Source organism: Thermodesulfobacteriota bacterium (genome assembly GCA_040755095.1).
In the GTDB taxonomy this organism is placed as follows: domain Bacteria; phylum Desulfobacterota; class Desulfobulbia; order Desulfobulbales; family JBFMBH01; genus JBFMBH01.
On the sequence record JBFMBH010000093.1, the window covers coordinates 1 to 17705 of the forward strand.

At 65.9% G+C, this 17705-nt stretch carries 13 protein-coding genes; 5 read left to right on the forward strand and 8 right to left on the reverse strand.

The genetic code is table 11. The annotated features are described in order from the left end of the window. The coding region (locus AB1634_13435; GenBank protein ID MEW6220518.1) for a C-terminal helicase domain-containing protein at positions 1-1226 on the forward strand (1226 nt) is incomplete at its 5' end. Between the two features lie 18 nt (positions 1227-1244). Here AB1634_13435 and AB1634_13440 read toward each other — a convergent pair. The 4 genes from AB1634_13440 to AB1634_13455 all read right to left on the reverse strand — a co-directional run bounded on the left by AB1634_13440 (position 1245) and on the right by AB1634_13455 (position 6223). Further along, a complete protein-coding gene (locus AB1634_13440; GenBank protein ID MEW6220519.1) occupies positions 1245-2495 on the reverse strand; it encodes a (Fe-S)-binding protein in 1251 nt (416 codons plus the stop codon). 23 nt (positions 2496-2518) lie between these two features. Then, a protein-coding gene (gene prfB / locus AB1634_13445) for a peptide chain release factor 2 (protein ID MEW6220520.1) occupies positions 2519-3614 on the reverse strand; the annotation gives its coding sequence in 2 pieces (ribosomal slippage) (positions 2519-3544 and positions 3546-3614; 1095 coding nt in all). A 54-nt stretch (positions 3615-3668) separates the two neighbouring features. Beyond that, on the reverse strand, positions 3669-5261 hold the full coding sequence (lnt, locus tag AB1634_13450; GenBank protein MEW6220521.1) for an apolipoprotein N-acyltransferase: 1593 nt from the start codon (positions 5259-5261) through the stop codon (positions 3669-3671). A 74-nt stretch (positions 5262-5335) separates the two neighbouring features. Continuing rightward, the gene (locus AB1634_13455; GenBank protein MEW6220522.1) at positions 5336-6223 is read right to left on the reverse strand and encodes a hemolysin family protein; all 888 of its coding nucleotides are present in this window, start codon (positions 6221-6223) and stop codon (positions 5336-5338) included. Positions 6224-6535: 312 nt separating this feature from the next. Here AB1634_13455 and AB1634_13460 point away from each other — a divergent pair, with 312 nt between their 5' ends. The 4 genes from AB1634_13460 (at position 6536) to AB1634_13475 (ending at position 11899) form a co-directional block, all read left to right on the forward strand. After that, positions 6536-7942: a biotin carboxylase N-terminal domain-containing protein gene (locus tag AB1634_13460; protein ID MEW6220523.1), complete on the forward strand. Its 1407-nt coding sequence runs from the start codon at positions 6536-6538 to the stop codon at positions 7940-7942. A gap of 107 nt (positions 7943-8049) precedes the next feature. Further along, positions 8050-10308 carry a carboxyl transferase domain-containing protein gene (locus AB1634_13465; GenBank protein MEW6220524.1) on the forward strand — a complete coding sequence of 753 codons (2259 nt, stop codon included), beginning with the start codon at positions 8050-8052 and terminating at the stop codon, positions 10306-10308. 2 nt (positions 10309-10310) lie between these two features. Further along, the gene (locus AB1634_13470; GenBank protein ID MEW6220525.1) at positions 10311-10958 is read left to right on the forward strand and encodes a hypothetical protein; all 648 of its coding nucleotides are present in this window, start codon (positions 10311-10313) and stop codon (positions 10956-10958) included. Then, positions 10958-11899 (forward strand): biotin--[acetyl-CoA-carboxylase] ligase, encoded by a 942-nt coding sequence (locus tag AB1634_13475; GenBank protein MEW6220526.1) that lies wholly within the window; start codon positions 10958-10960, stop codon positions 11897-11899. Before AB1634_13470 ends, AB1634_13475 begins: the two co-directional genes overlap by 1 nt. Before the next feature lie 245 nt (positions 11900-12144). On the opposite strand, the gene AB1634_13480 is transcribed toward AB1634_13475, so the two are convergent. The 4 genes from AB1634_13480 to AB1634_13495 form a co-directional block, all read right to left on the reverse strand. Further along, positions 12145-13593 carry a NapC/NirT family cytochrome c gene (locus tag AB1634_13480; protein MEW6220527.1) on the reverse strand — a complete coding sequence of 483 codons (1449 nt, stop codon included), beginning with the start codon at positions 13591-13593 and terminating at the stop codon, positions 12145-12147. 202 nt (positions 13594-13795) lie between these two features. Beyond that, positions 13796-14638 (reverse strand): cytochrome b/b6 domain-containing protein, encoded by an 843-nt coding sequence (locus AB1634_13485; GenBank protein MEW6220528.1) that lies wholly within the window; start codon positions 14636-14638, stop codon positions 13796-13798. Positions 14639-14761: 123 nt separating this feature from the next. Beyond that, the gene (locus AB1634_13490) at positions 14762-16762 is read right to left on the reverse strand and encodes a cytochrome c3 family protein (protein MEW6220529.1); all 2001 of its coding nucleotides are present in this window, start codon (positions 16760-16762) and stop codon (positions 14762-14764) included. A 57-nt stretch (positions 16763-16819) separates the two neighbouring features. Further along, positions 16820-17563, reverse strand: a complete 744-nt coding sequence (locus AB1634_13495; GenBank protein ID MEW6220530.1) for an SPFH domain-containing protein — start codon at positions 17561-17563, stop codon at positions 16820-16822. Positions 17564-17705 lie beyond the last annotated feature (142 nt).

The window sequence follows — 17705 nt, forward strand, 5'->3', positions numbered from 1 at the left end:
AGCTCGACGAGCTGGCCGACCTTTTGGACGAGCTCTGCCTCCAGTCCGGCCTGAAGGCGGTGGTTTTCTCCCAGTGGGAGGCCATGACCAGGATGGTGGAGGCCCGGCTCCGGCGCATGGGCCTGGGCTCGGTGCGCCTCCATGGCGGTGTGCCCACCGCCAGCCGGGGGGCGCTCATGGATCGGTTCCGGGAGGACGACGCGGTGCAGGTTTTCATCTCCACCGATGCCGGCGGTGTCGGCCTCAACCTGCAGAACGCCTCGGTGCTCATCAACCTGGACGTGCCCTGGAACCCGGCCATCCTGGAGCAGCGCAACGCCCGGGTGCACCGCCTCGGCCAGACCCGGACGGTGCAGATCATCACGATGGTGGCCGCCGACTCCTATGAAGAACGGGTCTTCGGCCTGGTGCAGAACAAGCAGCTTCTTTTCGACAACGTCATCGGCGACGATGCCTCCGAGGACGTGCTGGGCATCTCCAAGAAGCTTCTGGAAACCCTCATCGAGGATCTGAGCAGCGGGCCGGTGCCGGCGGCAAGGGCAGAGGCCGGGGAGCTGTCCGGGGCAGGGGAGGAGGAGGTCCAGGCACCGGCCGCTCCGGGGCCTGGCGGGAAAGCCCCCGAGGAGACCGCCCTGGAAGAGGGGATCCGCCAGTGCATCGTCGGGCTGCAGGAGGCCTTCGGGCCGCGCATCGAGCGGATCTTCGGCTCGGGCGGGGGCCTGGTGGCGGTGCTGGACCGGGTGGATGCCGAGGCGGACGAGGTGGCGGCGCGCCTGTCCGGGCTCGTGCCGGTGGCCCTCATCGACCGTTTCAGCCTGAAAGGCTTGCAGCGCCTGGGTGCCGTCTCGCCCGTGGCCGAATCTTGCAGCTACTTCCAGGCCCACCCCGAGGTGACGCCGGCACCGGGCGCCCTTCTTCTCACCCAGGCCCAGGAGAAGCTGGCCGCGGCCCGGCTGCTCCTGGCCCAGAACCTGGCCACCAGCGCCCTGGACCTCCTGGCTGCCGCCCTCTTGGCCGCCGCCGCCGGCCGGGCCGGCCGCGAGAAACCGCTCACCCCCCAGGATGCCGGGGTCTGGCTGTACGGCGAGGCGATGCCCAAGGGGATCCTCGGCCAGGAGGAGGTGGGCCTGGTGCTCCGCGGCATCAGCCTGGCCCAGTGCCCGGCGGTGCCCGAGAACCTGGTCCAGGAGCTGGCCCAGGACGTGGCCTGTTTTGTCGGCGCCTGAGGCCACAGCAGGACCGCCTTACGCCAGGCCCAGCCGCCTTGCCAGCAGCACCGCCGGATGGAGCACCTCCAGGGACAGGCGGGCGTCGTGGATTCCCTGCCGCCACTGCATGAGGCAGCCGGAGCAGGTGGTGGCCAGTACCTGCCCAGCCAAAGGGGCCAGAGACTCCAGCCGCCGGGCCAGGATGGCCTGGGAGAGCCGGGGCTGGGTGAGGCTGAACAGGCCGCCGTGGCCGCAACAGCGGTCGCCGGCTGGCAGCTCCCGGCGCGTCACCCCGGGCAGACGGGCGAGCACCGCCCGGGGGGCGGCGGTACGGTCCACGGGGAAGCGGCTGTGGCACGGGTCGTGGAGTACGACTCGGACAGGCTCCTGGTCCGCAGGGGCCGCACGGTCGACCAGAACGGGCAGGGAATCGGCCAGGAGCTCGGTCAGGCCCACCAGCCGGCCGGCAAAGGCCGCGGCCTGGGGCCGCCAGGGGTCATCCTCGGCAAAGAGGCCGGGATAGTCGGCCAGTCCGGCCAGGCAGGAGGCGCAGGGGACGACGATGGCTGACTCGTCCGCCAAGAAGGCGGCGATGTTGCGCCGGGCCAGCTGCCGGGCCTGCGGGAGGTCACCGCTGGCCGCTGCTGCCAGGCCGCAACAGCCCTGGTCAGCCGGCACTGCCGGCGGTCCCCCGGCCAAGGCCAGGAGGAGATGGCGGCTGGCCCCGGCCAGCTCCGGATCCAGGTGGCGGGCATAGCAGCCCAGGAACAGGGCGTAGGGGGCAGGGCCGGTCCGGGACCGTGGCACTGGCTCGATCTCCGGGACCGGGGCGGCCCGGCAGGTGGCGGGCCGCAAGAAGCCCGCCAGCCGCAGCCGCAGGCCGCTGTCGGCCGGCAGCTGGTCGACAAGGGCGGCCAGCCCGGTGGCCGCCCCGCCAGCGGCCGCCAGGAGCGAGGGCCGGGCCAGGATCTCCCGGGCCAGCCGGGCCGGCCACCAGCGACCGGCCTTCTCCCGGAGCTGGGCCCGGGCCGCCTGCACCAGCGCCGGAATCGGCAGTCCCCGGGGGCAGGTCGCCTGGCAAGCACCGCAGAGCAGGCACTGGGAGAGGATGGCGGCCAGTCCCGGCCCGCCGGACGGCCCCGGCAGCCGGTCGAGAAGATGGAGCTTGCCCCGGCCGGACAGGGCCTCCCGGCCGGAGATGCGGTAGACCGGGCAGACGGCGCTGCAGGCGCCGCACTTGGCGCACTGGCGGGCGGCCTCGGTGCAGGACAGCTCCCTGGTCGGCATTGGCGCCGGCCCGCGCCTCTGGGTCAGCGCTGCCAGAGCAGGAAGGCCTTGATGAAGGGCTCCAGCTCACCGTCCAGGACCGCGTCGACGTTGCCCACCTCCACCCCGGTGCGGTGATCCTTGACCAGGCGGTACGGCTGCAGGACGTAGGAGCGGATCTGGCTGCCCCAGGCAATCTCCTTCTTGTCCCCCTGGATCTGCTGATTCTTTTCGTCCTGGGCCGATTTCTCCACGTCGTAGAGCCGGGCGCGCAGCATCTTCATGGCCATGGCCTTGTTGCGGTGCTGGGAGCGCTCGTTCTGGCACTGGACGACGAGGCCGGTGGGCAGATGGGTGATGCGCACGGCGCTGCTGGTCTTGTTGACGTGCTGGCCGCCTGCGCCGCTGGCCCGGTAGGTGTCGATGCGCAGATCCTTCTCGTTGATCTCCACATCGATGGTGTCGTCCAGATCCGGGAATACCGACACCGAGGCGAAGGAGGTGTGGCGCCGGCCGCCGGCATCGAAGGGCGAGATCCGTACCAGGCGGTGGATGCCGGTCTCACTCCGCAGGTTGCCGAAGGCGAAGGGACCCTTGATGTGGACGGTGACGTTCTTGATGCCCGCCTCGTCCCCGGGCAGCTCGTCCAGGACCTCGGTGGGAAAGCGGCGCTGCTCCGCCCAGCGCAGATACATGCGCAAGAGGATCTCGGTCCAGTCCTGGGCCTCGGTGCCGCCAGCGCCGGCGTTGATGGAGACCAGGGCATCGGACCGGTCATGCTCGCCGGAGAACAGGCATTCCAGCTCATAGGCGGCCAGGGATTTGTCCAGACCCCTGAGGCTGGTCTGCACCTCGGTCTCGGCATCGCTGTCCCCTTCCTCGTCGGCCAGCTCCAGCAGCACCGCCGCATCCTCCCATTCCTTGTACAGGGACTGCCAGCGGTCGATGGGCTGCTGCAGCCGGCCGATCTCCTGCTGGATGCGGGTGGCCCGGTCCTGGTCGCTCCAGAAGTTCGGCGCGGTGGTGGCCTTTTCCAGCTCGGCGATCCGCTCCCCCTTGGCATCCACCTCAAAGATGCTCCTTGAGCGAGAGGAGCCGATCCTGGATGTCCTGGAGTTTCTGTTTGAGCTCGGGGTTCATGGTGGATCTCCTTTTGGGCAGAATGACGAACAAGGGCCTGGCGGGCCGATCAGGTCAAGGAAGGCGGCCCGGTCGCTCCGGCACGGTGCGCAGCCGCAGGAGGGAGCACAGCACCGCCACGACGCACAGGGCCGAGAACAGCTCCCCATGCCGCACGTAGGCCGTTTCCTCGTCGAGAACGGGCAGGTTGGCGACCAGATACCCTTCGGTGAACAGGGGGGTGGTGTCGAGAAGCCGGCCCAGGGGGTCGATGAGGGCGCTGACCCCGGTGTTGGCCGCCCGGGCCAGGCTGCGCCTCGTTTCCACTGCCCGCAGCACCGCCATGGACAGATGCTGCCACGGAGCGCTGGAGCGGCCGAACCAGGCATCGTTGGTGATGGTGGCCAGGAGGGTGGCGCCCTGGCGGACCTGCTCCCGGGCCAGGCCAGGAAAGATGCTTTCGAAGCACACTAATACCCCAACCGCGGCCTTCCCGCAAGGGAGGGGCGACGCCCCGGCACCGGCGGTGAAGTTGCCCACCGACTCCACCAGGGGGCCGGGCAGGGGCAGCCAGTCGGACAGGGGCATGTACTCGCCAAAAGGAACCAGATGGACCTTGTCGTAGCGACTGGACACCTGTCCCCAAGGGTCGATCAGGAAGGCGCTGTTGAAGTAATCCAGACGCACCCCGTCCTCCGCCGGCTGCCGGTGGGGTGCACCGGTGAGGAGCCAGGAGCCACTGCGGTCCGCCACCCCCTGGCGAACATTCGCGAAGAGGGGATGCTCCAGGGGGTAGAGCGGCAAGGCGGTCTCTGGCCAGACCACCAGGTCCGGCTTCTGGTCCTGACCCGCCAGGGCGCTCAAGCGGAGGTAACGGCCCACCGTCTCCTCCTGGAGGGAGGGGCGCCATTTCTGGTCCTGGCTGACGTTCCCCTGGATGGCCGCAACCCGGAGGAATGGACGGTCCCCGAGCGAGGCCGCCAGCTGGCGGCTGCGGACCAAGTCGTAAGCCAGCATGGCGGCAAGGAAGACGAGCCCTGCCGCCACCCCGGTTCGCCAGCCCGGGGCCACCGGCATCCTGGCCTGGCGCGGCCCTGTCCGCCACGGCCGGGCCACGGCAGCATAGACGATGACATTGCCCAGAACCAGGGCGAAGGTCAGCCCGCGGTGGCCGGTGAGATCGGCGACCTGCACCAGCAGGGTCTGCTGGTATTGGCTGTAGGCGAGATCGTCCCAGGGGAAGCCGGTAAACAGGCTGGCCTTGGTCCAGTCCAGGGCTACCCACAGGGGAGGGGCCAGCCAGATCGGTGCCAGGCCCCGGCGCCAGGCCCAGCTGATGAGCGCGGCGAAAAGGGCGGTGAAGGCCGCCAGGTACAGAGCCAGGAGGAGGAGGGCGGGCAGGCAGACCCAAAGGGGCAGATGGCCATAGCGGCCGAGCACGATGACGATCCAATACAACAGACCGAGATGCCAGACCAGGCCGGCCATGAGGCCAAGACGGGCTGCCCTGCCCGGCGTAGCGGGGGCTATGGCTGCCAGAAGAGGCACCAGAGACAGCCAGGCCAGGGGCCACAGCCCGGGGCTGGGGAAGGCGAGGGCCAGCCCCAGACCGCCGAGGCAGGCCAGAAGATCATCCTGGCCAGGGAGGAGACGGGAAAGGCGAGGCATGATGGCAGGCGGGAACGGTGCTGCCTGGCTGGAGACACGGCGGTGCCTCCAGGCCGCGGCCGCAGGGCCGGTGGTCAGGTGGCCTGGCGATGGACGCGCACCGTCTTGATGCGGCGGTTGCTGGCAGCCAGCACGGTGAAGGTCAGGCCCCCGGCCTCCAGGGATTCTTTGGCCTGCGGCAAGCGCCCCAGCTGGTGGATGATGAGTCCGCCCACCGACTCGTAGGGGCCCTCGGGCATGGTGGCGTCGAAGAACTCCTCCACCTCCTCGATGTCGATCTTGCCGTCCACCACCAGGGTCCGGTCATCCAGGATGGTCAGATACGAATTCTTGCGGTCGTGCTCGTCCGAGATCTCGCCGACGATCTCCTCCAGGATGTCTTCCAGCGTAACCAGGCCCCGTACGCCGCCGAACTCATCCTGAACAATGGCCATGTGCATCTTGCCGGCCTGGAAATCCCGCAACAGATCCAGAACCCGGGTGGTGTCTGGGACATGGAGGGCCGGCTTGGCGATTTCGGCGCCATTGCGGGGGGCAGGCTGGACATGGCACACCGCCAGGAGGTCTTTGGCATGGACGATGCCAACGATGTTGTCCTGGGTGTCTTCATACAACGGGATACGGGAGAAGCCCCGCTCGGTGATGAGCCGGATGATCTCGTCCAAGGGGGCCAGGGCATCGGCGCACACCATCTCCGATCGCGGGGTCATGATCTCGCGCACCAGGGTGTCCCGGAATTCCAGGATGGAGTGAATCATCTCTCCTTCCCGGTCCGTGATCAGACCCTGCTCCTGGCCTTCCTCCAGGAGCTCCTGGATCTCCTGCTCCAGCTCTTCCTGGGTATCGGGAGCCTTGCCAAAGCGCAGGAACTGAAACAGCCGGCGGAGGAGAGGGGATTCCTCCGAGCTTGACGGGGCTTTGTCGTCCATGGAGAGGAGTGGCAACGGCGGCGCGGCGACCATCTCCACGGTCGGGAGGGGCCAGGCTCTGCTTTACAGGGGGCAACGAAACGGATACAATGCAGCGCTTTGGGCGAAGGGCCGCCGCCGCGTCGCTGGGCATCAACATAGCATTCAAGGCCAGCCCCTGGCAACGGGAATCCGGCCGGGGGCAGCGCAGACCGCGGCGGACCCCGCGGCCGGCCCCTCGCGTCCGTCTCCTTCCCGGCAGAGCGCCGGCTCCCCGACAAAACATCAAAACCGATTCCCGGTGCGACTGCCGTCTTCCGGCGGCCAGCTGCGCGTGCCGGTCGGTTCCATGAAGGTTTCGCTGGAGTGAAGGACAAGATCCTCATCGCCAACCGGGGCGAGATCGCCCTCCGGATCATGCAGGCGTGCCAAGACCTGGACCTGGACTACGTGGTGGTGTACACCGCGGAGGACGAGGACTCGGAACACGTGCGCCGCAACCTGGATTCTCAGAGCCATCGCGGCCGGGCCTGGCGGATTTCCAGCTACACGGATCCCAACGATATCCTGGCCGTGGCCGACCATACCGGGTGCACGGCCGTCCACCCGGGGTATGGCTTCTTCTCCGAGGATTTCCGGTTCGCCCGCCGGGTGACCCGCCGGGAGCGGCCCCTGACGTTCATTGGGCCCAGCTGGCAGGTGATCAAGGACCTTGGTGACAAGATCAACACCAAGCGGGTGGCCAACCGGCTGGGCATCCCCACCATCCCCGGCACCGACGCGCCGATCTACAATGAGATCGAGGCCGAGGATGTGGCCGCGCGCCTGTTCCTGGAGCAGCGCCGGGCCGACGTTCGCGACCCGTCGGTGCTGGTGAAGGCAGCGGCGGGCGGTGGCGGCATGGGGATCGAGGAGGTCCACAAACTGGAGCAGTTCCGCCGGGTCTACCGGCAGGTGCAAAGTTACGCCAAGAGGCAGTTCGGCAACGGCGGGGTGCTCATTGAGCAGTGCCTGCGGGACTACAGCCACATCGAGGTGCAGATCGTCTGCAGCGCCCACCGGGAGATGCTGCACTTCGGAACCCGCAACTGCACCATCCAGAGCAACCGGCGGCAGAAGAGGGTGGAGGCGGCGCCCGGCTTCGATCCGGCGGTGGCCAGCTACCAGTTCGACGCCGCCCGGGTGCTGGATCAGGTGGTGGAGTACTCCCTCAAGCTGGCCTCCCACGTCCGTTACGACAACGTCGGCACCTGGGAGTGGATCGTCAGCCGGGACGGCCGACCCTATCTCCTGGAGGTCAACACCCGGATCCAGGTGGAAAACGACGTCTCGGCGCGGATCAGCTACATCGACGGCCGCCAGCCCAACCTCATCCGGGAGCAGATCCGCATCGCGCTCGGCGACCGCATCGGCTACAGCCAGAAGGAGATCCAGTTCCGGGGCGCCAGCATCGAGCTGCGGCTGGTGGCCGAAGACACCCGCCGGGATTTTGCGCCCTGGATGGGCACGATCACCACGTTCGCCATCCCGCGGTACGACTGGTCCGCGGTCTACACCCACGTCCCCGAGAACCGGCCCTATCCCATCCCAACCGAATACGACGCCAATCTGGCCTTGATCCTGGTCTGGGGGGACAGCATGGCCGAGGCCAAGGCCAGGGCCAAGAGCCTGCTGGACGAGACAGTCGTCACTGGCGAAACCAGCAGCGGGCAGCCCATTCTGACCAACATTCCCTATCTGCGGGAGAAGCTGGACGCCCTCCTCACCTTTTAGGCGATGCCGCTCGGAGCTGCCGGGGGAGCCGTGTCGAGGTGGGCCGCAGGCCGCTGCCTCGGGCCCCGTTCCGTTCCAGCGGTGATCGCTTGCCGGAACCGTTGTCCATGGATGATCTGCGTAAACGAATCCTCAGGACCGAAACCCGCATCGACTACCTGACCCAGGTCAAAGGCTCTTGCGGGTGGGGCAATCTGTCCCAGTTCCAGGAGCGGATCCGGGAGCTGCGCCGGGCCTCCTACGACATCCCGGAGGCCCAGCTGCAAGAGGATCTGCGGCAGCTGGAGGAGGGGCTCCGGTTCCTGGAGGAGCGTTGCGAGGAGAGCCTCACCCCCATGGAGCGGGTGCGGATCGTCCGCAGCCCCCTGCGCTTCACCCTCAAGGACATCCTGGAGAACGTGTACGAGGATTACACCGAGCTCGGCGGTGATGTGGATGCCAACATCGACCCTTCCATGGTGACCGCCAAGGCCATCATCGCCCGCCGGGTCAAGGATCGGCTCTTCACCCAGCAGGTGATGGTCATCGGCCACGAGAAGGGCCACGGCGAGGAGTTTCGCAACGGCGGCTCCGCCAAGCCCTGGGGTAACGACAAGGCCTTGCGCTACATGAATGTCGCGGCCACCGAGGGCATTCCCATCCATTTCTACATCTTCACCCCCGGCTCCTTTCCCGTGGAGGACTCTCCAGGGGCAGCCCAGCAGATCGCCCGCAACATCTTCACCCTGGCCAAGCTGCGGGTACCGCTCATCTCGGTCATTTCCGAAGGTGGCTCCGGTGGCGCCGAGGCGGTGGGGCTCGCCGATTTCCGGCTGATGCTCTCCCATGGCTACTACTCGGTGATCTCCCCGGAAGGGGCGGCCGCCATCGAGGGCAAGATCCGGGAAGGGGAAAAGGTGCCCCGGGAGCTGGTGGAGGCCTGCGCGGAGCGGCTGGCCATCACGGCTACCGACAACCTGCGCCTGGGCACCATCGACCGTATCATCCCGGAGCCGGCTCTGGGGGCGAGGCGGGATGATTTCGACTTCTTTCGCCGTCTGAAGTACGAGGTGATCCGGGCCACCGATGAGGTGGTGCTCAAGACCAAGAGCCTGCGGGCCTTCCGCGCCTATGAGATCAAGCGCAAGCAGGCCGAGGAGGTGGCCGGCGAAATCCGGTACAGCATGGCCGTCTCCTGGGACCTGCACGGCGAGGAGGCGAAGCGCCTGCTGGCCCTGCGCTCGCGCAAATACCGGACCATGGCCACCCAGGCCTTCGGCGGCCGCAGTCGCCTGGATCGGCCCCTGTCCCGTCTGCAGCGCCAGGCTGAGCGCCTCTATTACACCATCCGCTATGACGTCCTGCGGCAGCAGCACAAGCAGGTGAAGAAGGTCTACGAGGAGGTGTCCGGCGAGGGCTCGGTCTTCCTCAAGAACCTTTTGGCGCCCTTTGGCGGCGTTTTCGATTTCCTGTCCCGCAAGCCGGAGGCAATCGAGGCACTGCCCGCCGAGCGGCGGCCGATCCCGGGCGAGGAGGAGCCGGTGGAGTTCGGTGACACCTACACGAGCCCCCTGGCCAACGAGGACCGAACCGTCACCTGTCCCAATGCCGCGGCGCGGGGCTGCAAGGATTTGTGGGTGCCCGATCTCTATGGCGAGTTCTGCGGGGTATGCGAGAATTGCGGTCACCATTTCCCGCTGGAGTATGAGTGGTACCTCAAGCACCTCTTTGACCGGGGCAGCTTCCGGGAGTTCAACGGCAGCATCGAGTCCATGAATCCCTTGGGCTACCGGGGCCTTGACGAACGGATCGTGCAGGCCCGGAGCAAGACCGGCCGCAAGAGCGCGATCATCACCTGCCACGCCCAGGTCATGGGGATCTGGATCGTGGTGGCGATGCTGTTCAGCGACTTCCGGAACGGCACCGTGGGGGCGGCGGAAGGTGAGAAGTTCGTGCGGGCCTGCGACATCGCCCGGCTGAAGCGCCGGCCGTTCTTGGCCTACATCCACGGCACTGGGGGCATCCGCATCCAGGAAGGCACCCTGGGGGTGATCCAGATGCCCAAGTGCACCATGGCCGTACGGGAATACATCGACGCTGGCGGCCTGTACATCGTGGTCTATGACAACAACTCCTATGCCGGCCCGGTGGCCAGCTTCCTGGGCTGCTCCCCGTACCAGTTTGCCATCCGTTCCAGCCGCATCGGCTTTGCCGGCCCCCGGGTCATCCGCGAGACCACCGGTCAGGACATACCGCCCGATTACCACAGCGCCCGTAACGCCCTGCGGCGGGGGCACATCCAGGGCATCTGGGACCGGCGGGAGTTCCGCCGCAACCTTCACCGCGCCCTGCTCACCATGGGTGGCCGGGCCCTCTATTACCGCTGATCATGAGACCGCCGGTCGATTTCGACGAGATCCTCAGCAAGTATCGCCAGGATCCTTATCACTACGTGGACGTGCATGTGCCTCACACCGGGCGGTTGCGCTTCCACGTCGAAAAGGGAACACCGGTCAAGGCCAGCTCCGGCGAGTGGGGGCACATCCCTGGCTCCCTGCTCTACGTCCTGACCCGGGAGAAGAATCCCAAGCCCTTCTACTCGCCCATCAATGGCGAGGTCTCTTTCTTGCGGGAGGATCTGCAGGGGGCCTTTGTCGAGGCGCGGGAGAAGGTGATCGTCATCAAGCACCCCTTGAAAAAGAGGGAGATTATCGAGTCGATTCTGCGACAGATCCTCTTGCCTTTCCGGGCCCCGGAGCGGGCGCGCTACTTTTTCAGTCTGGAGATCCAGGGCAAGATGGACAAGGAGGTCAAGAAGCCCATCGCCATCAAAGCGGGGGACGAGATCCTGACCATGTCCCTCATGAAAAGGGATATCCCCGTCCTCTACGATGGCGAGCCGGGCATCATCCATTCCCTCTACTTCACCCCTGGTGTGACTGTTGAGCAGGGGGAGCCGCTTTTGGGCATCTGTCCGCCGGAGCAGCTGCCGCTCATCGACAAGATCATCAGCCGGGTGAAAGCGGAATGGGAGTGATGGATCGCGTTGCCCCGGAGCCGGTCCTCTCGCAGGCGCTCGTCGCCCAGCTCCTGGCCAGCGAGGAGCTGCCTTTGCGGCAGAACGCCTGGCCAGCGGCGACCGCCGCGGTGATTATCCGCCGCGGCGCCATCGTCGCCAGCCATATCGAGCGCCACCTTTCCTGCACCCGCACCATGGACCGGGCGCGCCGGCTCATCGACGCCTGTGAGGAGCGGGGGGAATCGTTTCCCAGCGGCATGGTGGTGATTGCCGACGAGGTCAGGGCCAGCCAGGGCCGTTTTCACCGCGCCTGGTATGCTCCCCGGGGAGGGCTCTGGCTGACCCTGGTGCTGGTGGACACCCTGATCCCCTCCCTGAGCCATCTCTACCCCCTCGCCGCCGGCGTGGCCTGTTGCGAGGCCCTCCAAAGCTACGGCCTGCCGGCGCGGGTCAAGTGGGTCAATGACGTGCTGCTGCACGGCCGCAAGGTCGCCGGCATCCTGACCGAGGCCCACATGGGTCGGTCCGGCGAGCGCTACATTCTCCTGGGGATCGGCATCAACGCCAACAACGCCGTCTTTCCCCCGGAGCTGACTGACCGGGCTGTGGCCATGGCCCAGGTGCTGCCGGCCCCCGTTGACCTCGAGCTCCTGGCCGCCCGCCTCTGTGTCAAGCTCACCTGGAATCTCGGCCTGCTGCTCCAGGAGGAGGAGCGGCTTCTGGCCAGCGACCAGGGGCCGGAGGCAGCCTTGGCGCAGGGCCATGCCCTCTTGACGGCTTGGCTGGCGGTGAGCGACACAGTCGGCCGCCGGGTGCTGTTCGGTTACGACGTTGTGGAGCGGCCCGAATACGAGGCCAGGGTCCTGGGCCTTGACGTCCATGGCTTCCTGCGACTGGCCCCTCTGCCAGGCGGGCCGCCCCGTACTGAGACGGCCGGCGAGATCATCTATCTGGACTGAGAGGAGTCGGGGAGCATCCCCGGGATCTCGTGGCAGCCGCGGGCGCCACGGCGCAAGGACGGCCCGAGGGGGCCGATGACCGAGGGAGGCGGGGCCTACCCGGCGGATCCGGCGGGCGGCCAGGATCACCAGCGGGGGGCGGCAGCCGTCCCCACTGGCTCAGGACGAGAGAGAAAACGCGAAAGAGGCCTCCAACCTGCGGGCTGGAGGCCTCTTCGCGTTTGCAGTGCGACGGTGTCGGCCTTTCAGGCCGGCTCGTCGTGGCAGAGGCTGCAGTCCTGGCTGATGCTCTGGCCATCGCTGCTGGAGTGCTCCTCGTCATGGCAGCGGAAGCAGCCGTAGCCCTCGTCGGCATACTGGTGGCCCAGGTGCCCCTTGTAGGTGCCCCATTCCACCTTCATCTCCGGCCAGACATTGGCCAGGTATGCCTCCAGGAGATACTCACCGGCTTGTCGGATATCCGGCTCGTAACGACGGACCTGCTCCTCGCCCCGCAAGGCCTGAAGCTTCAGCAGGTGCTCCGTCATGTGAGCCAAGGCCTCCTCGCGGGTATCGTACCTGCGGTTGATGGCGATCAGGCTGTCCTCTCGGATGCCGGGGATTTCGGGATTGATCCGTTTGCTTAAAAGACCGAAGTCAACCCGCTCCTCGGGCATCTGGTAGACATGGGTGGGCCGGTTGTGGCAATCGATGCAATCCATAACCCGCCAGCCTTGCTCCTGGCCCGCCGGCACCCGGATGTCCCCCTTGACGTACTCCTGACTGCTGCCGTCTGGCCTCTTGACCCGCACCCGGGCAATCTGGGACCGTTTCTCGTCGGCCGGCAGATAACTGACCTCGACGTTGCGGCTGACATGCCAATGGATGCCCTCGAAGGCGTCGGTACGGGGGTTGCGACCGCCGATATGCAGGGCGATCTCATTCACCTCGGGCTCCACCTGATTCCGGTTGGTGAAGTGGGTGAAGATCTTCACCTTCTTGCCATGGAACTTCTCCGGCCAGTGGCACTGCTCGCAGGTGTCCCGCGCCGGGCGCAGGTGGGCCACCGGCGCCGGGACCGGCCGGCTGAAGCTGTCGGCCATCACGGCCAGCACCTGGCGCAGGCCGGAAATCTTGGCCCGTACGAACCAGTCGGCGCCGGGACCGATGTGGCATTCGACACAGGCCACCCGGGTATGGGGGGAGCGCTGGTAGGCGGCGTATTCCGGCTCCATGACCTGGTGGCAGACAACCCCGCAGAAGTAAGGGGAATCGGTGAAGTGGTAGCCCTCGTAGCCAATGATAGCCAGGATCGAGACATTGATCACTGTCAAGGCGATGAAGCCGATCAGGAACTTGCGGTGCCGGTGGTCGCTGAGGTTGATGGCCAGGTGATCCTTGGCGATGCCGTACTTGTGCCACTGCCGGCGCCGCAGGTAGGCGGCTAGCGGAATGATGGTCAAGCCCAGCACCATACCGGCGGGCAGGATCATGTAGGTGGCGATGGCCGCATAGGGGTTATCGACCAGGCCCAACTGGTCGATGACGAGCCCCACCAGCATCAGGCTGGCGCTGACCGTGGTGATGGCTACGCCCATGAGTCCCAGCGGTGTACGCCACATGCCCCGGATGATGTGGCCCCAGGGGCCGCGATAGTGGTGGGGCTCGGTGGCCGGTGCCAGCGGCCGTGAAGGCCCATTTTCGTTCTCAGCCATGTGCTTGAATCCTCCTCTTTGCTGTGGATGCCCGGTGCGGTCGATCGGCCGGCCAGAGGCGGCCGACCGCGCTGTCGCTCAAGTGACGGAGGGTATTTTCCCAAGGCCTGCCGGGTTGCACGTGAAGGGCAACCGGCACAAGGGGCAACGCAAAAAGCCCCTTTCGCAGGGAAAGGGGCTTTTTGCTGCTGCAATGGGCCGACTATTTCGCGTAGACGAAGATCATGGTGTAGATGATGGAAAGCACCAAGGCCACGCCAATGGTCAAGGCGGTCAGACCGAAGAAGTGGGCGGTGACGAAAAGCCAGCGGGGGGCCGGCGGACACTTCACCTGCTCCAGCTGGCCGGAGGCAACCAACTGGTCGTACTCCCGGGGCCGTTCGTGGATGAGCTCGTCCAGAGGCACGGTGCCGGTGAAGATGACCGGGTCCATGGGGAACTTCTCCGGCCGCAGGTGAGTGTTGAAGAAATGGATGGTGAAGATGAAGCCGCTGGCCAGGAGCGCCTCGTCGCTGTGGATGATGGTGGCGATGTTGAGCCAGTAACCGGGGATGATCTGGGTGAAGGTTTCGGGAAACCAGAGGCACAGCCCGGTGCTGCCGATGACCGCCACGCCCCAGAAGACCGCCATGTAGTCGAATTTCTCCCAGTAGGTCCAGCGGCCATAGCGGGGCTGCGGTCCCAGGCCCAGGAACCACTTGTAGGTGCTTACCAGCTCCTTGACGTCGTGGGCGCTCGGCACCAGGCCTTCCGGATCGAGGATGAAGCCGATGAAGCTCTTCCCGGATTTCTGCCAGTTCTGCCAGAGCAGGAAGAGGTTGAGGCCAAAGTAGGTGAAGGTGATGACGGCGCAGAAGCGGTGCAAATTGCCCAGGACCTCGAAGCTGCCGAACAGCTCGGCCACGGCACCAGCCCACTCTTCGGCGGCGAACTTCAGGGCCATGCCGGTCACCGCCAAGGTGAGGAAGCTGACGATGACCAGGAAGTGGAGAAAGCGGGGAAGGAGCCCAAAGCGCTGCACATATTCTTGGTTCGGCGTACTCATGACCCAATATCCTTAAGCTCTGTGGTGGAGGGCGCCCATGGTGCCCGACAGGAGAACTCTGTAGCCTTGAGGCAGGCGCCGGGGCAGCCCGGCGCCTGCCTCAAGGACCCTCTTCAACCGCCGTTATTCGAAGAAGCGCTCGTGGCTGTGCTGCCGCCGCCGTTTGAACCGCTCGCGGAAGGAGCGGGGGATCCAGAACAGGGTGTGGACGCCGAAGAAGGCGAACGTGCCGATCAAAAGGCTGCTCATGGCCCAGAAGGTGTAGTACAGATACGGGTACTTCTCTTTGTCATGGTGGGTCGCGTGGGTCAGATAGCCGGTGAACTTGCGGTTGGAATTGGGGTGGCAGGTACGGCAGGTCTCGACCACATTCTGGCGGCTCAGGCGCGACTTGGTGTAGTAGGCGGGCAGGATGTCGTGGTCGCCGTGGCAGTCGGAGCACTTGGCCGTCTTCTCGCCACCGGACAGCAGGGAGGCCTTGCCATGGTAGGTGTCGAAGTAGGTCTCCGTCTCGCTGGCATGGCAGGTGCCGCACTCCTCCAGGATCAGCAGCCGGAAGGCCGGAACATCCACCCGGCGGATGGCATGGGAGGTATGGCAGTCGTGACAAAGCGGCAGCTTCTTGTCGGTCTTGGAGACCAGCTCGCTGTGGATCGAGGTCTTGAAGGTCTCGGCGATGCCCAGGTGGCAGGTGGCGCAGGTGTTGAGCACGTTGGCCCGGTTGACCGTGGACTGGGGATCCTTTTCCGGCAGGATCAGATGCGCGGTGTGGCAGCTGGTGCAGGTGGCGGACACCATGAGTCCGGACTCGGCCAAGCCTTTGCCGTGGATGCTCTCCTTGTAGTGGCGGACGATATCCTTTTCCGGACCGGTATAGCGCAGGGCCGCCTTTTCCCCCTCCCGGTGGCACTTGCCGCACAGCTCGGGAACGTTGCGGGCAAAGGTCGGGGATTCGGGGTTGGTGCGGGCCTGGACCTCGTGCTTGCCGTGGCAGTCAGTGCACAACGGGGCGTTGCGGTCCCCCTTCGCCGCCAGCTGACCGTGGATGCTGGCGTTGTAGTTGTCGGTCTGGCCGGCGTGGCAGATGGCGCAGTCCACCTTGCCGGAGCCCTGGCAGACCGGGTTCTTGGTGTGATCCATGTTGACATGGCACTTGACGCAGGCGATGCGCTTTTCGGCGTGGACCGACGCTTCGAATCGGGACATGTCCATGAACAGGCTGCGCTCACTGCCATCCGCCTCGATCTTCTTGAGCTCCGGGTTGGCGTGGCAGTTGAGGCAATAGGCGTTGTTCATGCTGTCTTCGTACAGGACGCGCCGGGCCTTGTGGGGAGCGTGGCACTCGACACAGGCCGGGACCTTCTCCGGCTCCTTTTCCCACAGCTCACCCCGGACAATCTTGACATGGGTCTGCTCGATGTTGGCGTGGCACTTCATGCAGGTCTTGCTGACATTCTGCCGGCTGATGCTGGACTCCGGATTGGTGTGGGGCTGCACGTTGTGGGAGGTATGGCAGGAGGAGCACACGGCCGTGACGGTGAGGCCTTTGCGGGTCAGGCCCTCACCGTGCATGGACATGGAGTAGTTCTCGATGATGTTCTTGGCCGGGATGTCATGGGTCTTGGTCATGGCGCTGCCTTCCCGGTGGCAGCGGCCACAGGTGGCCGGCACGTTGAGGATGAAGATGCGGGACTTCTGGCTGCTGGCCGGCAGGATGTCGTGCTTGCCATGGCAGTCGTGGCAATAGGGGGCGAAAGGATCGTTCTTCGCCAGGGCCTGGCCATGCAGGCTCTTCCGGTAGATGGACTCCACGTCAGCGTGGCACTTGCCGCAGTTGACCGATTTCAGCGGTACCGGATGCTCGTCACCTTTCACCTTGGCATCGGTGTGGCAGGAGGTGCAGCCGTTGCTGGCATGGGATGAGGCGGCAAACTGCGCCTCATCGACAAAGAGGCTGATCTCCTCGCCGTTCTTCTCCGAGGTCATGTCCGGATCGTTGTGGCAGCCCAGGCAGTCCCCGTCGTCCAAGGCAGAAGCTGGCCGGACCAGCAGGATAATGGCCAGTATAGCCAGCGGCAACAGCCGCCAGCCAAAGCCCCGTTCTCTCCCTGTACGTCGTTCCATAACATGCATCCCTTAAGCCTTGGTGGTTGAGAGTTTCCCCGTGTCCTTGCCGCAAGCTCACTTCGGCCGTGCGAAGATCTGCAGGATATCCAGGGGGATGGGCAGGAGGGTCGAGTTCTTGTCCGAAACACCGATCTCCCGGATCGTCTGCAGAAAGCGGAGCTGCATGGCCGCAGGGTGCTCGGTCATGAGCGCCGCGGCGTCCCGCAGCTTGGCCGCCGCCTGCAGCTCGCCGTCGGCATTGATGATCGCCGCCCGCCTTTCCCGCTCCGCCTCTGCCTGTTTGGCCATGGCTCTCTGCATGGATTCGGGCAGATCGATCTCTTTGACCTCGACCTTGCTGACCTTCACCCCCCAAGGCTCGGTCTCGTGGTCCAGGATTTCCTGCATCTTGTGGTTGATGGCATCGCGTTCGGAAAGCATGTGGTCCAGGTCCTCCTGACCGCAGATGCTGCGCAGGGTGGTCTGGGCCAGTTGGGAGGTGGCCATGTGGAAGTTTTCCACCTCGATAGTGGCCTTCACTGGGTCAACTACCCGGTAGTAGACCACGGCGCTCACCCGGACCGAGACATTGTCCCGGGTGATGACGTCCTGGGCCGGTACTTCGAACGCCACGGTGCGGAGGTCGACGCGGATCATACGGTCGATCAGGGGGAAGATCACGGTCACCCCCGGACCCTTGGCGGCCCGGACCTTGCCCATGCGGAAGAAGACACCCCGCTGGTACTGGTGAATGGTCTTCACGGCAGCGAAAAGGAACATCAGGATCAGGGGGACGATGAACAGTGCCCAGTAGAGCATGCGCGTTCTTCTCCCAGGAGGGCAAGCGGTGAGCGGCGTGGTGTCTCCGCGCGACAGGTCTGTCGCACCCGTGTGGCATGAACGTCGCATGATACAGAGGTTGCCTCAAAAAGCAAGGCAAAAAAACAGGGGCGCGGATGGG

What these genes read in the sequence shown, in the direction of transcription:
- AB1634_13455 (MEW6220522.1), bottom strand. Translation starts at nt 6,223, where the DNA reads ATGGTCGCCGCGCCGCCGTTGCCACTCCTCTCCATGGACGACAAAGCC.
- lnt (MEW6220521.1), bottom strand. Translation starts at nt 5,261, where the DNA reads ATGCCTCGCCTTTCCCGTCTCCTCCCTGGCCAGGATGATCTTCTGGCC.
- AB1634_13490 (MEW6220529.1), bottom strand. Translation starts at nt 16,762, where the DNA reads ATGGAACGACGTACAGGGAGAGAACGGGGCTTTGGCTGGCGGCTGTTG.
- AB1634_13485 (MEW6220528.1), bottom strand. Translation starts at nt 14,638, where the DNA reads ATGAGTACGCCGAACCAAGAATATGTGCAGCGCTTTGGGCTCCTTCCC.
- AB1634_13480 (MEW6220527.1), bottom strand. Translation starts at nt 13,593, where the DNA reads ATGGCTGAGAACGAAAATGGGCCTTCACGGCCGCTGGCACCGGCCACC.
- AB1634_13465 (MEW6220524.1), top strand. Translation starts at nt 8,050, where the DNA reads ATGGATGATCTGCGTAAACGAATCCTCAGGACCGAAACCCGCATCGAC.
- AB1634_13495 (MEW6220530.1), bottom strand. Translation starts at nt 17,563, where the DNA reads ATGCTCTACTGGGCACTGTTCATCGTCCCCCTGATCCTGATGTTCCTT.
- AB1634_13440 (MEW6220519.1), bottom strand. Translation starts at nt 2,495, where the DNA reads ATGCCGACCAGGGAGCTGTCCTGCACCGAGGCCGCCCGCCAGTGCGCC.
- AB1634_13470 (MEW6220525.1), top strand. Translation starts at nt 10,311, where the DNA reads ATGAGACCGCCGGTCGATTTCGACGAGATCCTCAGCAAGTATCGCCAG.
- AB1634_13475 (MEW6220526.1), top strand. Translation starts at nt 10,958, where the DNA reads ATGGATCGCGTTGCCCCGGAGCCGGTCCTCTCGCAGGCGCTCGTCGCC.